Origin of the sequence: Planktothrix rubescens CCAP 1459/22 (assembly GCA_904830895.1) — a bacterium.
GTDB classification, from domain to species: Bacteria; Cyanobacteriota; Cyanobacteriia; order Cyanobacteriales; family Microcoleaceae; genus Planktothrix; species Planktothrix agardhii.
Window position 1 is genome coordinate 3,132,281 of the sequence record LR882958.1, and the last position, 16,488, is coordinate 3,148,768.

A 16,488-nucleotide genomic window follows, 5' to 3' on the forward strand; every position below is an offset into this window, starting at 1 on the left:
AATTATGAATGACTTACAACAGGCAGAAAAAGAGCGGAACAAAGAAATAGCTGAATTAGAAATTTTAATTGAGAGTAATCTTTCGGCAAGAGAACTAAAACGAGCAATAGCTGTCAGGATGGCACTCACCGGTAAAATTTACCGTGAAATCAGCCAAATTTTAGGTGTAAGCGAATTTTTTGTTGGGCATTGGAAAAAAGTTTTTAAAGTCAAAGGAATCGCTGGATTAAAACTAGGATATAAAGGCTCAAAAGGGTATTTAAGTATTCAAGAAAAAACAGAAGTAATTGAGTGGTTAAAGAATAAAAAGTATTGGGATTTAGATGAATTAGTTACTTATGTGGATCAAGAATTTGGGGTAATATATAAATCGAAACAAAGCTACTATAAACTTTTTGACCAGGCAAATATTAGTTGGAAGAAGTCTCAAAAGGTGAATCCAAAATTTAACGAAGAGCAAGTAAAAAAAAAGAGAGAAGAAATTAATGAGATGTTATCAAAACAAAAGGCTGGCATAGAATCGGGGGAAGTAATAGTATTTTTTTTAGATGAATGTCATCTACTTCATGGAGATGTTAATGGCTACGTTTGGGGTCAATCAAATCTAAGAATTGAAGTTCCAATTACCAATGAAAAAGAGCGACAAACTTATTTTGGAGCACTGAATTATCAAAGCAAAAGATTCCATGTTAAAAGTTACCCATCTGGGGATGGAAAATCAACAATTGAATTTATAAAATACTTACAAAACCAATATAAAAACAAGAGAATTATCTTAATTTGGGATGGAGCGAGCTATCATAGATTTGGAGAATTTAGAGAATTTTTATCAGAAATAAATGGTGATAAAGAACCTGATGATTTTTTAATTACTTGTATTTTATTTGCTCCTAATGCTCCGCAACAAAATCCGGTTGAAGATATTTGGTTACAAGCGAAAAACTTTTTGAGGAAGTATTGGTATTTATGCAGGTCGTTTAAGATTATCAAATTTTTGTTCGAGTTTTTTACTAAGGAACATAAATTTGATTTTCCCAAAATTCATCAGTATACTTATATATAGAAAATCATTTAGGATTGCTATAGAGGGATTAGCAATAGATGGAAAAAGTTTAAGAAGTACGGTAAAAGACCCAGGCAATCAGCAGCAAAACATGGTAATAATGGTATCTCTATTTAGTCAAGAAACCGGATTAGTATTAGCGACGGAAAAGTTCGAGAGTAAAACCGGTTCAGAACAAGCTGTAGCCCAAGGGATAATAGAAGAATGTGGTCTAAAAGGAAAGTTAATAACTGCGGATGCGTTACATTGTAATGTCACCACAGTCCGAAAGATTATCGAGAGTGAAAACGATTATTTAATCGCGGTTAAAAAGAATCAAATCAAACTGTATAATTCAGGTAGAAAGGTGGGGATACAGAGGAAAAAAGCCTTATAGAGAAACGGTTTATTATATAAGTAGTATCTGGGAAAAGGCGGATTTTTTTTCCAAAAAAATTAAAGGGCATTGGGGGATTGAGAATCAAGTTCATTGGGTAAAAGATGTGTTATTTAAAGAGGATAGTATGAAAATTCATCAAGTACAAGCCGCGACTAATTGGGCACTGCTCAACACCCTAGGATTGAATATTTTCAGAGGTTTAGGATTTTTGTCAATAACAGAGGGAAGAAGGTGGTTAGGAAATCATTGGGAGAAATTAGTGGCTATCTCTTAATCCGAAAGTTAAAACTGAAACAATAGAGCAATTAATTTAGGAAAAATAGATAAAAATCGGGAATGTAAGTCTTACTCCGTAGGGAATAAGAATATTTATGCTGTTTAAATGATATTTCCTATAATTAATATTAATATAGCAATTATATGAAATATTAATTATTCGGAAAATAGCTATCATGTTTGAGAATTATGACCCAAAAGTAGGCTATAATTTTCAAACATGAAACAGCCCTGGGGGTTGGGGGGGGGTTTTTTGACCCTCATGTTTTAAGATAGAAGTAGCTGGTAAATCAGAAATTGTCCCGTTAATCACCATTAAAGATTGACTTCCTAAACGTTGTTTAAGCTCCGAGGGAGGCATTGGCACAATTTGAACTAACGCTTGCAATTGCTCTAAAATATTCGCCTGTTCTAAAGGAGATAAATCAAGATTTTGTTCAAATATTTCTCGTAATTTTGCTAAATCTTCTAAACTGGTTTTACCATCAGTTATTGTTGAAGATAAACCCCGCAAATCATCCCAAATTAAAGGCATTTCTGAGGGATTTTGGAAAATAATTGGCAGCCAACTGGCACAGGGATATTGATCTTCTTTAGCGTGGAGTTTTTCTCTAGCTTCGCGCACGGCTGTATATAAAGTTTTTCCCTTAGAAAATGCTAGGAGAAAATACTTTAAAAATTCCGTAGCAATAGTATCAGGGACGGGTTCTCGCATCACAATAATTTGAGGAATTTGTAAATCCGCTAAATCCCGCGCTAACCCCAACCCATCACAGGAGTTAAAAATGGCTAATTTCAGCCCTCGATCAACAGCAAATCGGAGAGAATATTTTAAATCAGAAATAGTTAAATAATCCGTCGGATTAATATGAATAATCCCTGATTCTTCCTCGGTTAAACTATGTCCGGCAAAAAACAGAATATCCCAGCCAATTTCATCCCGGAGGTGAACATCAACGTCTAAACGTTGGGGTTGATCTAAAACTGTCACATCCGCACCGATAATCTGTTGTAAAATAGCTCGATCTTTCTGAACATTAATATTTTGATTATTTCCTAAAATCGCTAAAATTCTAACTCGCGTTCTGGGTAGGTTTAAATTAACAGATTCCGCTCTTAATATTCCGTTTCCAAGGTTTGTAAGGTTTCCTGATAGGTTTGAGTAAAGTTTTGATGAATTTTGGTTTTATCAGCTTCCGGGGGAACCTGCACCCGCACAATAAACACGCCATCGCCTTTATTTTCAATTCTTTGGATAGTTAATTCGGTTTCAGAGTTCTCAACTTGAACTTTTTTAAAGGAATAAATAAACGCCCGCCAATCAACTCCTTCACGGAAGATTAAATCATCAGATCCTCTTAAATTAGCATATTCTAGGTTAGCATTCATTAAGTTTGCTTCCTTTAAATTCAGACCAAGCCTTGTAACGCAATTGATACAATTTGATTCTCTGCGGTATCCTCCAATACAATATCTTTTTTATCATTTAAAATTATCACTTTTAAATCTTTAGGGAGAGGCGAATTATCTGTGGAATAAACTTCTAATAAAATTCGCACTTCTTCCTTAACTCTGGAAATCAAGTTTATGGTTAAAACTAAGGTTGTTTCCTGAATATTAATCGACTTAACTTTTCTCACACCTAAAGCAGAATGGTGCGGTTGTAACTGTCGCAAAGTTGCTACAGCATTCCAAAGAATGTCATCATCTTCGGTGATTTGGATTTGTTCAACTAAGGTTTCAATCTGGGTTATTTCTGCTTCACCTCCTGGGAAATCAGGGTTTGATTTACCTCTCCATCCTTCTAACGCGGGAGTTGCAGAAAATATTCCAAAAACCTCCTCAAAAGTTTGCCATCCTGTCTGAAAAATTCCCTCAAACCATTGATTTAAGGGTATAGATTGTGTTGTTACTTTTGCCTTGAGTTGTTCTAATAATAAGGTTTCATCTAAGTTTAATACCGCTTTTACATAGAGATGATAAGCAGCCACCGGAACTTCTAATATAGTTTTCCAGGCTAATTCCTGTTGATGAAATTCGGGGTTATTTATAGTTCCTTTGTTCAAACCCAAAGCCAAAATTTCTTCTAAACTAGAAGATTTTTCAATAAATCCTTGTTCAAAGTCTCCCACATCTAACAAAATGTCATATATTTTCCGAGATAATCGTTTTCCTACAGGTTTTAATAAATTACAAGTTAGCATCGGAATTACATTGCAAGTTTCCGCAATTACATCCTGTTCTAAACCGGAAATTGTTGTTGGAATTAAGAGATTAGTTGAACTAAGATAGTCAGTTTTTACAGACAGTAACATCACCGAAATAACTTGCCATTCCGGTGTTTCGTCGATTTCCAATTCCGGTTCCGTGACAATTATTACATAGCGAGGCGGTGTATTCCCATTGAAAAAATCAAAAATAGCAGGGGAATAAAAATGCTGTTTTTTGGGATTTTCTTGGTCTACAGAAATAATTGCTTTTTGAATCTGAGCGTTTGTATCGGTTGTTTCTAAATCTTCTCCGATATCAGGAACATGATTAATAATCTCTGGAATTTTATTTTTTAAAAATTTACTTTCTGTTTTAATTTTACGCAGTAAATCTATAATACAATTCGAGGCGACCCTAGAACACCAATGATTAAATTGTTCTAGGTCTCCTTGGGTGAATCTACCTCTTAAAGCTTCTATTAACACTTTTTCAAATGCTGTTTGAGCCGCATCTTCCCAGTTGTGGGACTGTCCTGAAAATTTTTTCCTGGCTATGATTTGACAGAGTTGATAATATTTAGGATCTTTCAAAAGTTCTCGACAAGCATCCCTATCTCCTTGAAGATAACGCTTGAGCAATGCTTCTGGCGGTTCTGATAATGGCATAGCAAAACCTGGTTAGGTGAAAAGTGGATGATTTTAAAAAGGATATATTCCCCTCAAGTTAGTTATAGCATTGATTTTAAAAAAATAATTATATCTACCTATATAATTTTGGCATGGAGTCGCATTAATTGTTAAAAACTGTCATAATATAAAAATAGACGTAAAAATTCTTAAACACAATGGCGAGAGATTTAAGGGGCTTTTTAAAACTGTTAGAAGAACGAGGACAATTAAGAAGGATTAAAACTTTAGTTGATCCTGACTTAGAAATTGCCGAAATTTCTAACCGAATGTTGCAAGCAGGTGGCCCTGGATTATTGTTTGAAAATGTCAAAGGTTCACCATATCCGGTGGCTGTGAATTTATTGGGGACAGAACAACGGGTCTGTTGGTCAATGAACATGGAAAAACCCCAAGAGTTAGAGGAATTGGGGAAAAAATTAGGAATGTTACAACAACCTAAACCCCCGAAAAAAATATCCCAAGCGATTGATTTTGGTAAGGTTTTATTTGATGTAGTTAAAGCTAAACCTGGGCGTAACTTTTTCCCTCCTTGTCAACAGATTATCATTGAAGGAGATGATGTTGATTTAAACCAAATTCCGATGATTCGTCCCTATCCTAAAGATGCGGGGAAAATTATTACTTTGGGATTAGTAATTACTAAAGATTGTGAAACTGGAACCCCAAATGTCGGAGTTTATCGGTTACAATTGCAATCTAAAAATACTATGACCGTGCATTGGTTATCAGTAAGAGGAGGGGCTAGACATTTACGCAAGGCGGCGGAGAAGGGAAAAAAATTAGAAATTGCGATCGCTTTAGGAGTAGATCCGTTAATTATTATGGCGGCGGCGACTCCCATTCCTGTTGATTTATCGGAATGGTTATTTGCGGGATTATATGGGGGTTCTGGCGTACAATTAGCTAAGTGTAAAACAGTCGATTTAGAAGTTCCGGCGGACTCGGAATTTGTATTAGAAGGAACTATTACCCCTGGAGAAATATTACCCGATGGGCCCTTTGGTGATCACATGGGATATTATGGGGGTGTGGAAGATTCTCCCCTAGTTAGATTTAACTGTATTACCCATCGTCAAGATCCAATTTATTTAACGACTTTTAGCGGTCGTCCTCCCAAAGAAGAAGCAATGATGGCGATCGCATTAAACCGGATTTATACCCCGATTTTAAGACAGCAAGTATCGGAAATTGTAGACTTTTTCCTACCCATGGAAGCCTTGAGTTATAAAGCCGCAATTATCTCCATTGATAAGGCTTATCCGGGTCAAGCAAGGCGGGCAGCTTTAGCGTTTTGGAGTGCCTTACCTCAGTTTACTTATACCAAATTTGTGATAGTTGTGGATAAGAGTATTAATATTAGAGATCCGCGACAAGTGGTATGGGCAATTAGTTCAAAAGTTGACCCTTCCAGGGATGTTTTTATTCTTCCAGATACGCCTTTTGATACCTTAGATTTTGCTAGTCAAAAAATCGGATTAGGGGGAAGAATGGGGATAGATGCAACTACAAAAATACCTCCTGAAACCAATCACGAATGGGGAGAACCTTTAGAGTCAGATATTGATACAGCCGAAATGGTGACAAAACGTTGGGCAGAATATGGATTAAATGATCTGAATTTAACCGAAGTAGACCCAAATTTATTTGGTTACGATATCAGATAAAAATGTAGCCACCGTTGTTGCGCCGTTGTTGCGCCGTTGTTGCGCTTCAGCGCACCTCTTATCAGGCTAAAGCCTAAAAACGGGGTCTGTTTAAGTAGCCGTTGTTGCGCTTCAGCGCACCTCTTATCAGGCTAAAGCCTAAAAACGGGGTCTGTTTAAGTAGGTGTTCATAATTATTCGCATTTATAGAAAAATTGTTGTTGATGCTTCAGGTTTTATAAGAAATGCGCTGAAGCGCAACAACGGTGCAACAACATTATGACCATTTTTAGAAGAAATGCGCTGAAGTGCAACAACGGTGCAACAACGGTGCAACAACGGCGCAACAACGGTGCAACAACGGCGTAACAACATTATTGGTTTATTGATGGGTTAACTGTTCATAATCTGAACGAAACCATTGCGGTAAACGAGAAAGATCCTGAATTTGTAATTGTTCAGGGCGACAATATAATAACACCGCCAATAGAGGTTTAATGGTGTCTATTTCATTTAATCCTTGATTCATTTGAGAGGCTAAGGTTTTAATGAATTGCTGTTCTGTAGATGTTAAATTTTCTTGAGAAAACCCACTATATAATAGGGTTCGATAGACTTGACCCACTGAACTTTGATAAACAGATTCTAATTGTATGGTTTCCAAACCCAACCAAAAATCAGCAAATTGTCGGCGAATTTGACGTAAATCCTCAACAATAGCAGCATTAGCCGGATCAATTTTATATAAATTAACACATCCAACTAACCGATTTTTGAATAATTCTGCATCGGTTAACGGTAGATTTTTTGTAACAATTAAAGGCTGTACTTTTTCCACAACTAACGGATTTTCAAATACCCGTTGATATTCTTTTAATAACCATTCAGGTAAACGAGTTTTTGCATTAGCAACTACCATTTTTCCAGGGGGATAATATAACATTAATACCATTAAATGATTTAAAGAATCAGACTGTTTAAGTCCAATCGCCTGTTGAGTAATTTGGTTAACAAATTGTTCTTCTTCTACGGTTAATAGTTCCCGTTGAATCCCTCGATTTAAGAGAATTTGATATCCTTTTCCTAAATCTGTTGTATACATTCTTTCTAACTGTTCGGGTAGAATTTTTAACCAATGTTCCACCATTATTTTCCGAATAGAACGCAACTGATTAATAATTACTTGATTATTGGGTTCTAATTCATAATGATTGATATGAGTCACCAAATCCGATAAATACTGTTGGATTGCTTCTCGACTATTGAGTTGAATAGATGGCGAGTTGGGTTGGTTTTGTTGCCAAGTTTGGAATAACTGTTGGAAAATTATACCCATTTTATTTGAGTAGGTTCGACTATCCAAAAATTCAGGATTCTGCTGCATTTTTTGTTGAATTTCTTGGCGCTTTTGTTGTCTAAGTTGAGGATTATTAGCAAGGTTTGTGGCTAGATTAATATAGGATTCTTCACCATTGGCAATTAAGTCATTAATAGAGAGCGATCGCAACAAAGAAGCCGCCATTAATGAACGGAATGAACCAATATCTCGGACGACAAAAACCTCTCCCGCTTGGGATGTTGTCGGGGAAAAATTAGGAATAATATCCCCATCTCGGACAACAGGAACTAAACCCACTTCTAAGGGATCAACTAAAGAATTTACCCCAGAAAAAGGATAGGAGTCTAAATAAATATCCGCTAACTTCAGATATTCTTTAATATCGCTGCGACTCCCTTGGGGTTTAATCATAATTAAACGACTCGGATCAACACCATATTTAGTTAAAACTTCTTTAAACTTATTAATCCAGGGAAGCGCTCTATATTGAGATGCCCAATTGGGGTTAAATGGATATAAAACCAACACCGAATTAGGAACTTTTGCTAATAGTTTAGCCCAAGTTTCTCGAAGTTCAGGAATAATTTTATAGAAATTAGCACCGGAGATAAAAACAACCGCCTGTTCAGAAATTCCTAAACCAGAACGAGTTGGAGTAACTTGCGGTGGTTCCGGGGGAGTTGCATAATAACTAAAACAGTGCGCCGTCCCTTCTAAAAGAATTAATTTTTCCCGATATTGGGCTTGGGGATTCTGTTTTATTTCTGTTAAAGTTCCTGAAATATAGTAATCCATATTCCGCATTCCTGTAGTTACACAGGATGATGTTGATGTGATTTGAATCCGGGCTAACCGATGTAATCCTAAGAGCGTTATCCCGTGATTAACGGCCGTTACATTGGTTCCAATTAACAAAATATCTAAATCATCATTACGGATTAATTGCACCTGTTCTGAGATGTTTTTAGGCAGTTTTACAAAGCGTTCTGCTCGACTTTGGCAATACTTTTCTAGGGGATGATTATTCGATTGTAGAGTATATAAAATCACCTCAAATTGAGTTGAATCTAAATACTCAAAAACAGGTAAAGTTGAGTAAGTTTCGGTTTGGGGTAGAAAATGGTTACTGAGAATTCCTAAGCGGATTTTCTGACGATTTGGACGTTGGGGAAATTGATAATCTAAAGAATAACCTAAATGAGTTAGGGCAAATTCCATAATTTCCGCCCGTTTAATATAAATATTTTTGAGATTAGCTGTATTAAAATATAAAGGAATAAAGTTAGCTATTTGGGTGAATTTCCAGGCTAATTCTTGCCAAATTGAAAACTCAGGATGACTGGTAAACCGCTCATGAATATAGGTAATCCAATTTTCCAAATAACGATAATATAGTTCAGCTTCTCCTAATTCTTGGAAAAACTGAGGGACTGCTAACATAAACTCGAAATAGTCGGGTAAAAACCATTTAGGAATAGGGGCTTGAATATACCAATTAGGGGATAATTGATAGGGATAGCTATACAAGATAATTGCCAATAAATATTGTATGCTTTTCGGTTGATTGAGTCCCTGTTTTAGATAAGCATACCAATCTTGAACTTGAGCTTTTTCTAGGGGTGTTAATGCTTCATTTTTTATACCACTATTGAGTATAATTTTATGGGCTTGACCAATTTCTCCTCCATAGGCTTTTTCTAAATTCTCTGATTCTAAACCTAACCAATATTGAGCCACAATTTGCCGAATTTGACGCAGGGAATTTAGGATAAAATCTGGGTTATTGGTGGTTTTGTATTCTTCGGTTAAACGGGAAACTTCCGCCAAAATTTGAGCCGGAGTTAAAGTTTTAATTTGAGCTTTGGGTTGTTGTTGAGGACTAAATAACCCAATAATTGCCTGTTTAATTGTATCAGATTGACTACATTTTAATGCTTCTTGAATTTGAGCAATCACCGCATTAGCATCGCCCTGAGTTAACAGTTGTTGAGCGGTATTAATAGCATACAAACCATAATGTTCTCTGGCTTTATTTGATAAAATAACCGCTTGATTTTCGGGTAAATAGGATTGAGAGAGTTCAATGGATTTTAAAGTATCAGAAATATTGGCTCCCATTGAAATTAACCGAGAACTTTCTGAAGTTGAATGTAAACGATAACAGGCTAAAGGTTGGGGTTCATAAGCAACAGGATAATAGGTAGAAATTCGTTTCCACATTTCCCAATCGGCGGCGGAACCTGCATTTTCAGAAAATCCTCCTAATGTTTCATAAACACTGCGTTTAACCACCATAGCAGCAAATTGAATACGCTGCATCACAGCAATGCGTTCTAACCAGTTAGAAATAATCCCATTTGTTTCCTGTTCTAAAGCAGAAAGTGAGCGTTGTTTTCCCTGTTCATCAATATAATAATGGCGACAAAATCCAGCCCCGGCGGTGGGTTCTTTTTCTAATAATTGTCGCATCTGATGATAAAATCCAGGTAGGACTAAATCATCCTGATGTAGAAGATGAATCCATTGTCCCGTCGCCCGTTTAATACAATCATTCCAGTTAGGAATTAACCCTAAATTTTGCGGTTGTCGATAGAATTGAACTCGATTTTTACCGAAGGTTTTAACTAGAGCTTCAAATTTTAGATTAGTTGAACAATCATCAACAACAATAATCTCCATTTCGTCAGAACTCGGTGCTTGAGTCAGAACACTATTTAATACCTGTTCTATATATTTTTCACCGTTATAACTGGGAATAATTACTGACCAAAAGGGTCGAGGTTGAGCGGAAAAAACCGAAGCAATTCGAGGTGCATTAACTTGACTAAGTTTAGATAAATTAATATACATTTGAGCAGGATCAATTTTTTCCATTCCCTCCCCTTTAATTTGAATTTGCTCATCACAAGTTTCTATGATTTCTGGTGATAATGTTTTCATAAATTGAAATCGGGTGGCTGGGTCAGAAAATCGATTCCAAATTCTTAATAAATTAGTTTGTACTGTTTGTTGATAGGTTCCCAATTCAACTACAGAGTTTAATAATTCCGTGATTAATTTAATATAAAACGGTAGATGAAACTGTGATAAAACTTGATTCGCTAAATCACAGGATAAATTATTGACTAAAATTTGATAGTTTTGATCAGTTAGTTGAATTTGAGAATGATTCAAAAATTGAGCTAATTTTTCCCGTGAGGAGGTATATCTTTTAAAGATTAATATTTCTTCTTCCCGACTTAAATCTTGTTGATGACTTAAGGAATTTTCTGATAAATTCAAAGTCCCTAAGATTTCGGGAATAAAATGGAATTCTCCCCCATTAGCAATTCTAATATAAAAATCCTGATCTCCTCGAACTTTTAAAGTTTGATCAAATAATCCGTAATTATTATGTAGAGATTTTCGCCACATTGGTTGAGAACCTACTTGGGCTGAAAATAATAATTTTAAACGACAAAATTCCGGCCATTTCCAGTGAGGTTTGCCATTTAATTGCTCTAAATTAACAGTTTCTCCTGGTGATACCGCTTGCTGATCTGCGTGTACTAATATGACTTCTGAATGTTCATCTAAATAGTTAGATAATCGTTCTAAAGCATTTAATTTGAGACGATCATCGGTATTTTGATTAGTGATATATTCACCCCGCGCGATCGCAATTCCTCTATTCCACGCTTGATAAATTGGTTCCCTTGCTTCAGTTTTAATATAAATAATCGAGTCAGGATATTGCTTTTTAAACTCTAAAATAATATCTCTTTCATTTTCCTGGGAACCGGAATCAACAACAATAATCTCTAATTTTCCTTGTTGAAATAAAGTTTGATTAACTAAATTTTCTAACCTTCCCGACATCATTGATGCCGAATTATAGGTGGAAACAATCGCAGAAACTTTGATTTGAGGTTGAGTTAATGACTGTTGTTTTAAGGCTAAAACTTGATGATCTTTCAACACAATTACAGGAGGAGATAGCTGTTCTGAAGTATATTTCCCTTGCTGAATTAATTGTATTTCCTCTTGAACAATTTGCTTCACTTCTTGATAATATTGCTCTCGATAAATTTTAGAACGTTGAGTATCATAAGTACGAAATCCGCCAATTAAACTTCTCAATAAATACAAAGGAGCATAACGAGAAAAGCGTAACCACAGTTCAAAATCCCCCGCTAAATTGAGATTTGTTTGTAATTTTGATCCGGCTTTTTCCCAAAGCGATCGCGTCCAAAATGTACTTTCTTGTTGAATCCAAGTATGTTGTAATTGTTGATTTTGTATAACTTCCTGTTTTTCTAATAATAATTTTCTTGTCCATTTTGGAATAGGAAATTGGCGTGGAATGTGTTGACCTTGACGATCCCATTCCGTCGGAATTCCCATTACCCATTCCACCTGTTTATTGTGCCCAAATGTCGCCGCCAGTTTATAAAAAGCATCGGGATGATATTTGTCATCGGAATTTAACCATCCCATAATTTCACCCGTTGTTTTTTTAAATCCTGCATTCACCGCCACATAATGACCGCCATCCGCTTGACTTTGCCAATATGTTAAATACTTATCATATTTTTTAATAATTTCAACTGAATTATCCGTACTTCCCCCATCCATAATAATGTATTCTAAGTTAGGATAATTTTGACTCAAAATCGAATCAATACACTCCTCTAAAAATTCCCCTTGATTTAAAGAAGGGGTAACAATAGAAATTTTAGGTAAAGATGAAGAAATAATCACTTGAGGAGATACAGATCTAAAATTTATTGCTGATTTTTGCCAGAGAATATTATAGGAAATCGGTTGACCAAATTCTTGATAGGATGTTTTTGTAGTGGGTTGCCAAAATTGACGATAGGCGGTTTCTGACATTCCATATAAATCAGGATCAAGTTTAATTTGATCAAAATCAATCATAGAATTTAAGGTTTTTTGGGTCTTAAATAAATAGGGCAAAAATTGATTTGTCCAAACTTCTGCGGGTCTAACCACCACATCAAAACAATGTAAGGAAAAACCGTTGGGTTTTAAAATTCGATCAATATCTTGGGTAATTTTATCAAAAGTTGTTTGATTTTCAGAAATATGTTCTAGGGTAGAAATACTAAAAACACAATCAAAATATTGATCAGGAAGTTCAGAGTTAAAGTTGCCAATATAGTCTAAAACAATACGGGAGTTAGCATAATTTTGAATTTGATTCGGGCCATTTCCTACCCCTTCAAATTTATCTAAATTCCAGCATTCATAGTCCTGTTTTAATGCTTCTAAAACCCGAGAATTTCCCCCACCAATTTCTAATAGTTTTGAACCTTTGGGTAAATTTTGGGTAATAAAGTTATAGACTAATAAATCTTGATAAATTTTTAGATCACAAGCATCTGGATTAATATTGCTATAGGCTTTAAACCGTTGAAATTGATTAAAATGACTGCGTTTGGAATAGGTAAAATCTTGAAAATTAAGCTGTTTTTTTTCTGGTTTTAAGTTTTGCATAGTTTTGATTAAAGTATTTTGGATAATTGCAGCCATTTTTGACCAAGAATATTGAGAAGATTGTTGTAAACCTGCTTTAATTAAAGGTTGACTAATTTCGGATTTTTGAATTTCTTCTAATGCTTGCAGCATTTCTAAAACCCGATCTTCATTAACATAATAAGCTGCTGTTTTGGCAATTTCTGGAATTGAACCTTTTCGACAGGTAATTACCGGACAACCGCAAGCCATCGCCTCTATAATTGGCATTCCAAACCCTTCATATTTAGAGGGATAAACTAATGCAGTTGCGCCGGAATACGCTTGTTTCAATTCTTGATCACTCAGTTGCAATAAATGAATTCTAAACTGTTGAATATAGGGATAAAATTCTGCTTCTAAAGTTGGTTCTCCTCCGACACAAACAATTTCAAAATCCCGATTATTTTTGAGTTGAGTTAGGGCTTTAAAAAACAATAAAGTATTTTTATATCCTCCCGCACCCAAACGTTGACCGACTAAAATAAAATAGGGTTTATTGATGCTATGCTTAAATTTAAACTGTTGAATTTCTCCTGGAGTTGCGGGGGAAAAAACAGCCGGAACACCACAATGGGCGACGGTAATTTGATTTTTATTAATATTAGGGAAAAAGTTAACTAAATCTTGGGCTGTGTTTTCAGAAATCGTAATATAGGCGGATGCGTGTTTAATTCCATGATGTTTTTCTTGCCACATGGGAATAGTTAAATCCAGTCCCAACTGTTCTGGAATCATATCATATCCCATAAAAACCGAAGGTGTTGTTAGGGGAGTGGTATAATAGGTTGAAATGAACAGATCGGCATTTTCTTGATCACATATTTTTTGTAATAATTGCCGATCTTCCTCAATTTTATCATAGTTATATTCGGGAATTCGATAATATTTAATCCCAGGAATTTTGGGCGTAGTCCCTTCCCGGTCTAAGACAATAATTTGTTCAGCAAAATCCTGGGTAGACCAAGTTTCTAGTAAGGATTTCCAAACCCTAGCAATTCCGGTGTTACAAATTTGGAAAAATACACCATCAATAATAATTTTACAAGTTCGGGACTTTTGGTGTTGAGTTGGAGTCCAAAGGGGATTAATTTTTAATCCTTCTGAACGGTCAACCAGAGTTTCATCTTTTACCCAATCAAAATATTGTTTTAAAGCCACAGGAAATTGTTGCTGTTGCTGCAAATTCAACCATTTAACCATCAAATTCTGATAACCATAATATTGTTCTTTAATTTTGATTTGTTCGGGGGTCACATAAGCAAAGTGTTGAAACACTAAACCGTTTTTTTCTGTTTCTTGATGCCAAAAAGGATTCAGAGTTGCGATATCTTGCCACTGACCATTGGTTAAGGGTTGAACTAAAAGCGGGGGTTCGTGACTTAACCATTGCATTCCAGGTTTAAACCGCCAAGTTCTTAACCATTCTTGCTGAGGATTTTCGGCATAACAATTACGACTACTAATGACCAGATTTTCCCCAACAAAATACCAACACCAATACCAAGCAGCCGTTTTATCTGGATTTTCTAAAAACATTTGGCGGGTGGTACAAATTTGTTCAACCTTCCACAGTTCATCAACATCAATTTGCCAGAGTAAACAGTCTTCGTGAATATTAACCAAAGGGGCATTTACCATTTCCCGTTTGCCATTCCAGAATTGTCTTTCTGGTTTTCTATAAATAGTAATCTGATCAGGATATTGTTGTTTGAGTTGATCTAAGTACGCTGTTGTACCATCTTTACTGCGCCCGAAATCATGTAAATCATCCGTAATTTTTCCGCCAAATTGTAAACTCCAGGCTGTATCCTGTTTTAAATCCGCAACTCCTTCAATAATATGCCAATGCCATTTAAAATTTAACTGCTTTAAAACATCAATATGATATTGGATAAAAGGTTCACCATTCAGAACAATGGTAAAAAAGTGAATCGGTAATGAAGGAAAAGCAATGTAGTTTTCATAGAAAGAACTTGAATCTTCAGATAATTCCCCAATTCCCCCATCTTCTGAAATTTGATGGCATTCATAATTATGGGATTTTAAAAATTCAAAAACTTCTCCAGATTTACGATTCAGTCCTTCTAACATTTTTTGAGAAATTTCAAACTGAATCCAGTTAATTTTTCTTTGTTCTAATAGTTTTTTTGCCCCTTTTAAAACATCAATTTCTGCTCCTTCTACATCAACTTTTAAGTAATCAATTTTCTGAATATTATGGCTTTCACAAAAAGAATCTAGTGTAATCGCTACAACTTTCTCTGTTTGTACAATAGGAACATAATCCTTGTGAGTTTTGGGATTAATCATTTGGGGTACGCCCAAACTATTCCAGGCTGCATATTCTTCAGGAAACTCATGTAAATCAACTGTTGTGTTATCACAATAAACAGCATTTTTCAATACAAAAACATTGCTACAGCCATAATTTTCAATGCGCTGCTTAAGTTTTAAAAATGTGCTAGATGTCGGTTCAAAAGCATATACTTTTCCCTGATCTTCGACTAATTGGCTAAATAAAATTGAATAGTTCCCAATATTAGCTCCCACATCAAAAATCACCATATTGGGACGAACTAATCTCTTGACTAAGGATTGCTCTAATAGTTCTTCCTTAAAATTAAAATCATTTTTTGTTTGTTTATTAAATATCGCATAGCCATTTCTTAGATCCATATTTTGGGCAATAAGTTGATAATTTTTGTCTTGCCGTAATCGCTGATAATTATAATGATTTTTATAACTATTGATATCATCTAGTAAAATATATTTTGCCCCATAAACATCTTCTAGCTCTGATTTTCCGGTAAATTCAGAACCATCAATTAACACCACATCAAAGTTTTTAATATTATTTTCAGTTTTAATTTTTTGAATTCCAGAGTGGGTTACTCCCGAATAGTTTAAATAGTTAATATCTTGTTGCAACCATCCCAAAACCTGCTCAAGAGGATATTGATTCAGGGCGGTGTTATGGGATGTATAAAAATCTATAACGTCTTGGGGTTGGGGAAATTGGTCAAGGGAAACGGATGAAACGTTATAACATTTGACAAAAGAATCGGTAGTATATTTATTTTGCAGTTCAATAAATCTAGGTTTAGAAATTTCCATACAAAATAACGTCGGATGCTCAGGATTATCCCTTAACCCTCTGACAAATGCTTCCGTACTTCCCCCACCCGATGATGAACCAATTTCTAAAACGGTTTGAATCTTCTCCTCACGGGAAATTTTTTGAATCCAGGTGTAAAATTCATCATGCTTGATTTCCGCCGGGATAATTTGGTTCAGTTCAGAGTTGAGAAGATATTCGTTTTTATCGCTCATAATTCAGATTGTGTCCCCACTTATTAAAAAGATTTGCTGCA

At 35.3% G+C, this 16,488-nt stretch carries 6 protein-coding genes and 1 pseudogene; 3 read left to right on the forward strand and 4 right to left on the reverse strand.

Going from position 1 to position 16,488, the window contains the following annotated elements:
* The first annotated feature begins 4 nt into the window (after positions 1-4).
* Entirely contained in the window at positions 5-1,063 is a 1,059-nt protein-coding gene (locus tag NMG86_RS14725) for an IS630 family transposase (RefSeq protein ID WP_042152127.1), read from the forward strand.
* A gap of 19 nt (positions 1,064-1,082) precedes the next feature.
* Positions 1,083-1,716 (forward strand): annotated as a pseudogene (locus NMG86_RS14730) (ISAs1 family transposase); the annotation flags it as partial.
* A gap of 216 nt (positions 1,717-1,932) precedes the next feature.
* Here the strand turns inward: NMG86_RS14730 and NMG86_RS14735 are convergent.
* Genes NMG86_RS14735 through NMG86_RS14745 form a run of 3 tightly spaced genes read right to left on the reverse strand, consistent with a single transcriptional unit; the run spans position 1,933 to position 4,594 of the window.
* A complete protein-coding gene (locus tag NMG86_RS14735) occupies positions 1,933-2,841 on the reverse strand; it encodes a CHAT domain-containing protein (RefSeq protein ID WP_081694484.1) in 909 nt (302 codons plus the stop codon).
* Positions 2,835-3,107: a hypothetical protein gene (locus NMG86_RS14740; RefSeq protein ID WP_026786323.1), complete on the reverse strand. Its 273-nt coding sequence runs from the start codon at positions 3,105-3,107 to the stop codon at positions 2,835-2,837. The genes NMG86_RS14735 and NMG86_RS14740 overlap by 7 nt, the downstream gene beginning before the upstream one ends.
* Positions 3,108-3,127: 20 nt before the next feature.
* Positions 3,128-4,594 carry an RNA polymerase sigma factor gene (locus tag NMG86_RS14745; protein WP_052338738.1) on the reverse strand — a complete coding sequence of 489 codons (1,467 nt, stop codon included), beginning with the start codon at positions 4,592-4,594 and terminating at the stop codon, positions 3,128-3,130.
* Positions 4,595-4,773: 179 nt separating this feature from the next.
* Here NMG86_RS14745 and NMG86_RS14750 point away from each other — a divergent pair, with 179 nt between their 5' ends.
* Positions 4,774-6,282: a UbiD family decarboxylase gene (locus tag NMG86_RS14750; RefSeq protein ID WP_026786322.1), complete on the forward strand. Its 1,509-nt coding sequence runs from the start codon at positions 4,774-4,776 to the stop codon at positions 6,280-6,282.
* A gap of 361 nt (positions 6,283-6,643) precedes the next feature.
* On the opposite strand, the gene NMG86_RS14755 is transcribed toward NMG86_RS14750, so the two are convergent.
* Positions 6,644-16,447 carry an FkbM family methyltransferase gene (locus tag NMG86_RS14755; RefSeq protein ID WP_052338739.1) on the reverse strand — a complete coding sequence of 3,268 codons (9,804 nt, stop codon included), beginning with the start codon at positions 16,445-16,447 and terminating at the stop codon, positions 6,644-6,646.
* Between the last annotated feature and the right edge of the window lie 41 nt (positions 16,448-16,488).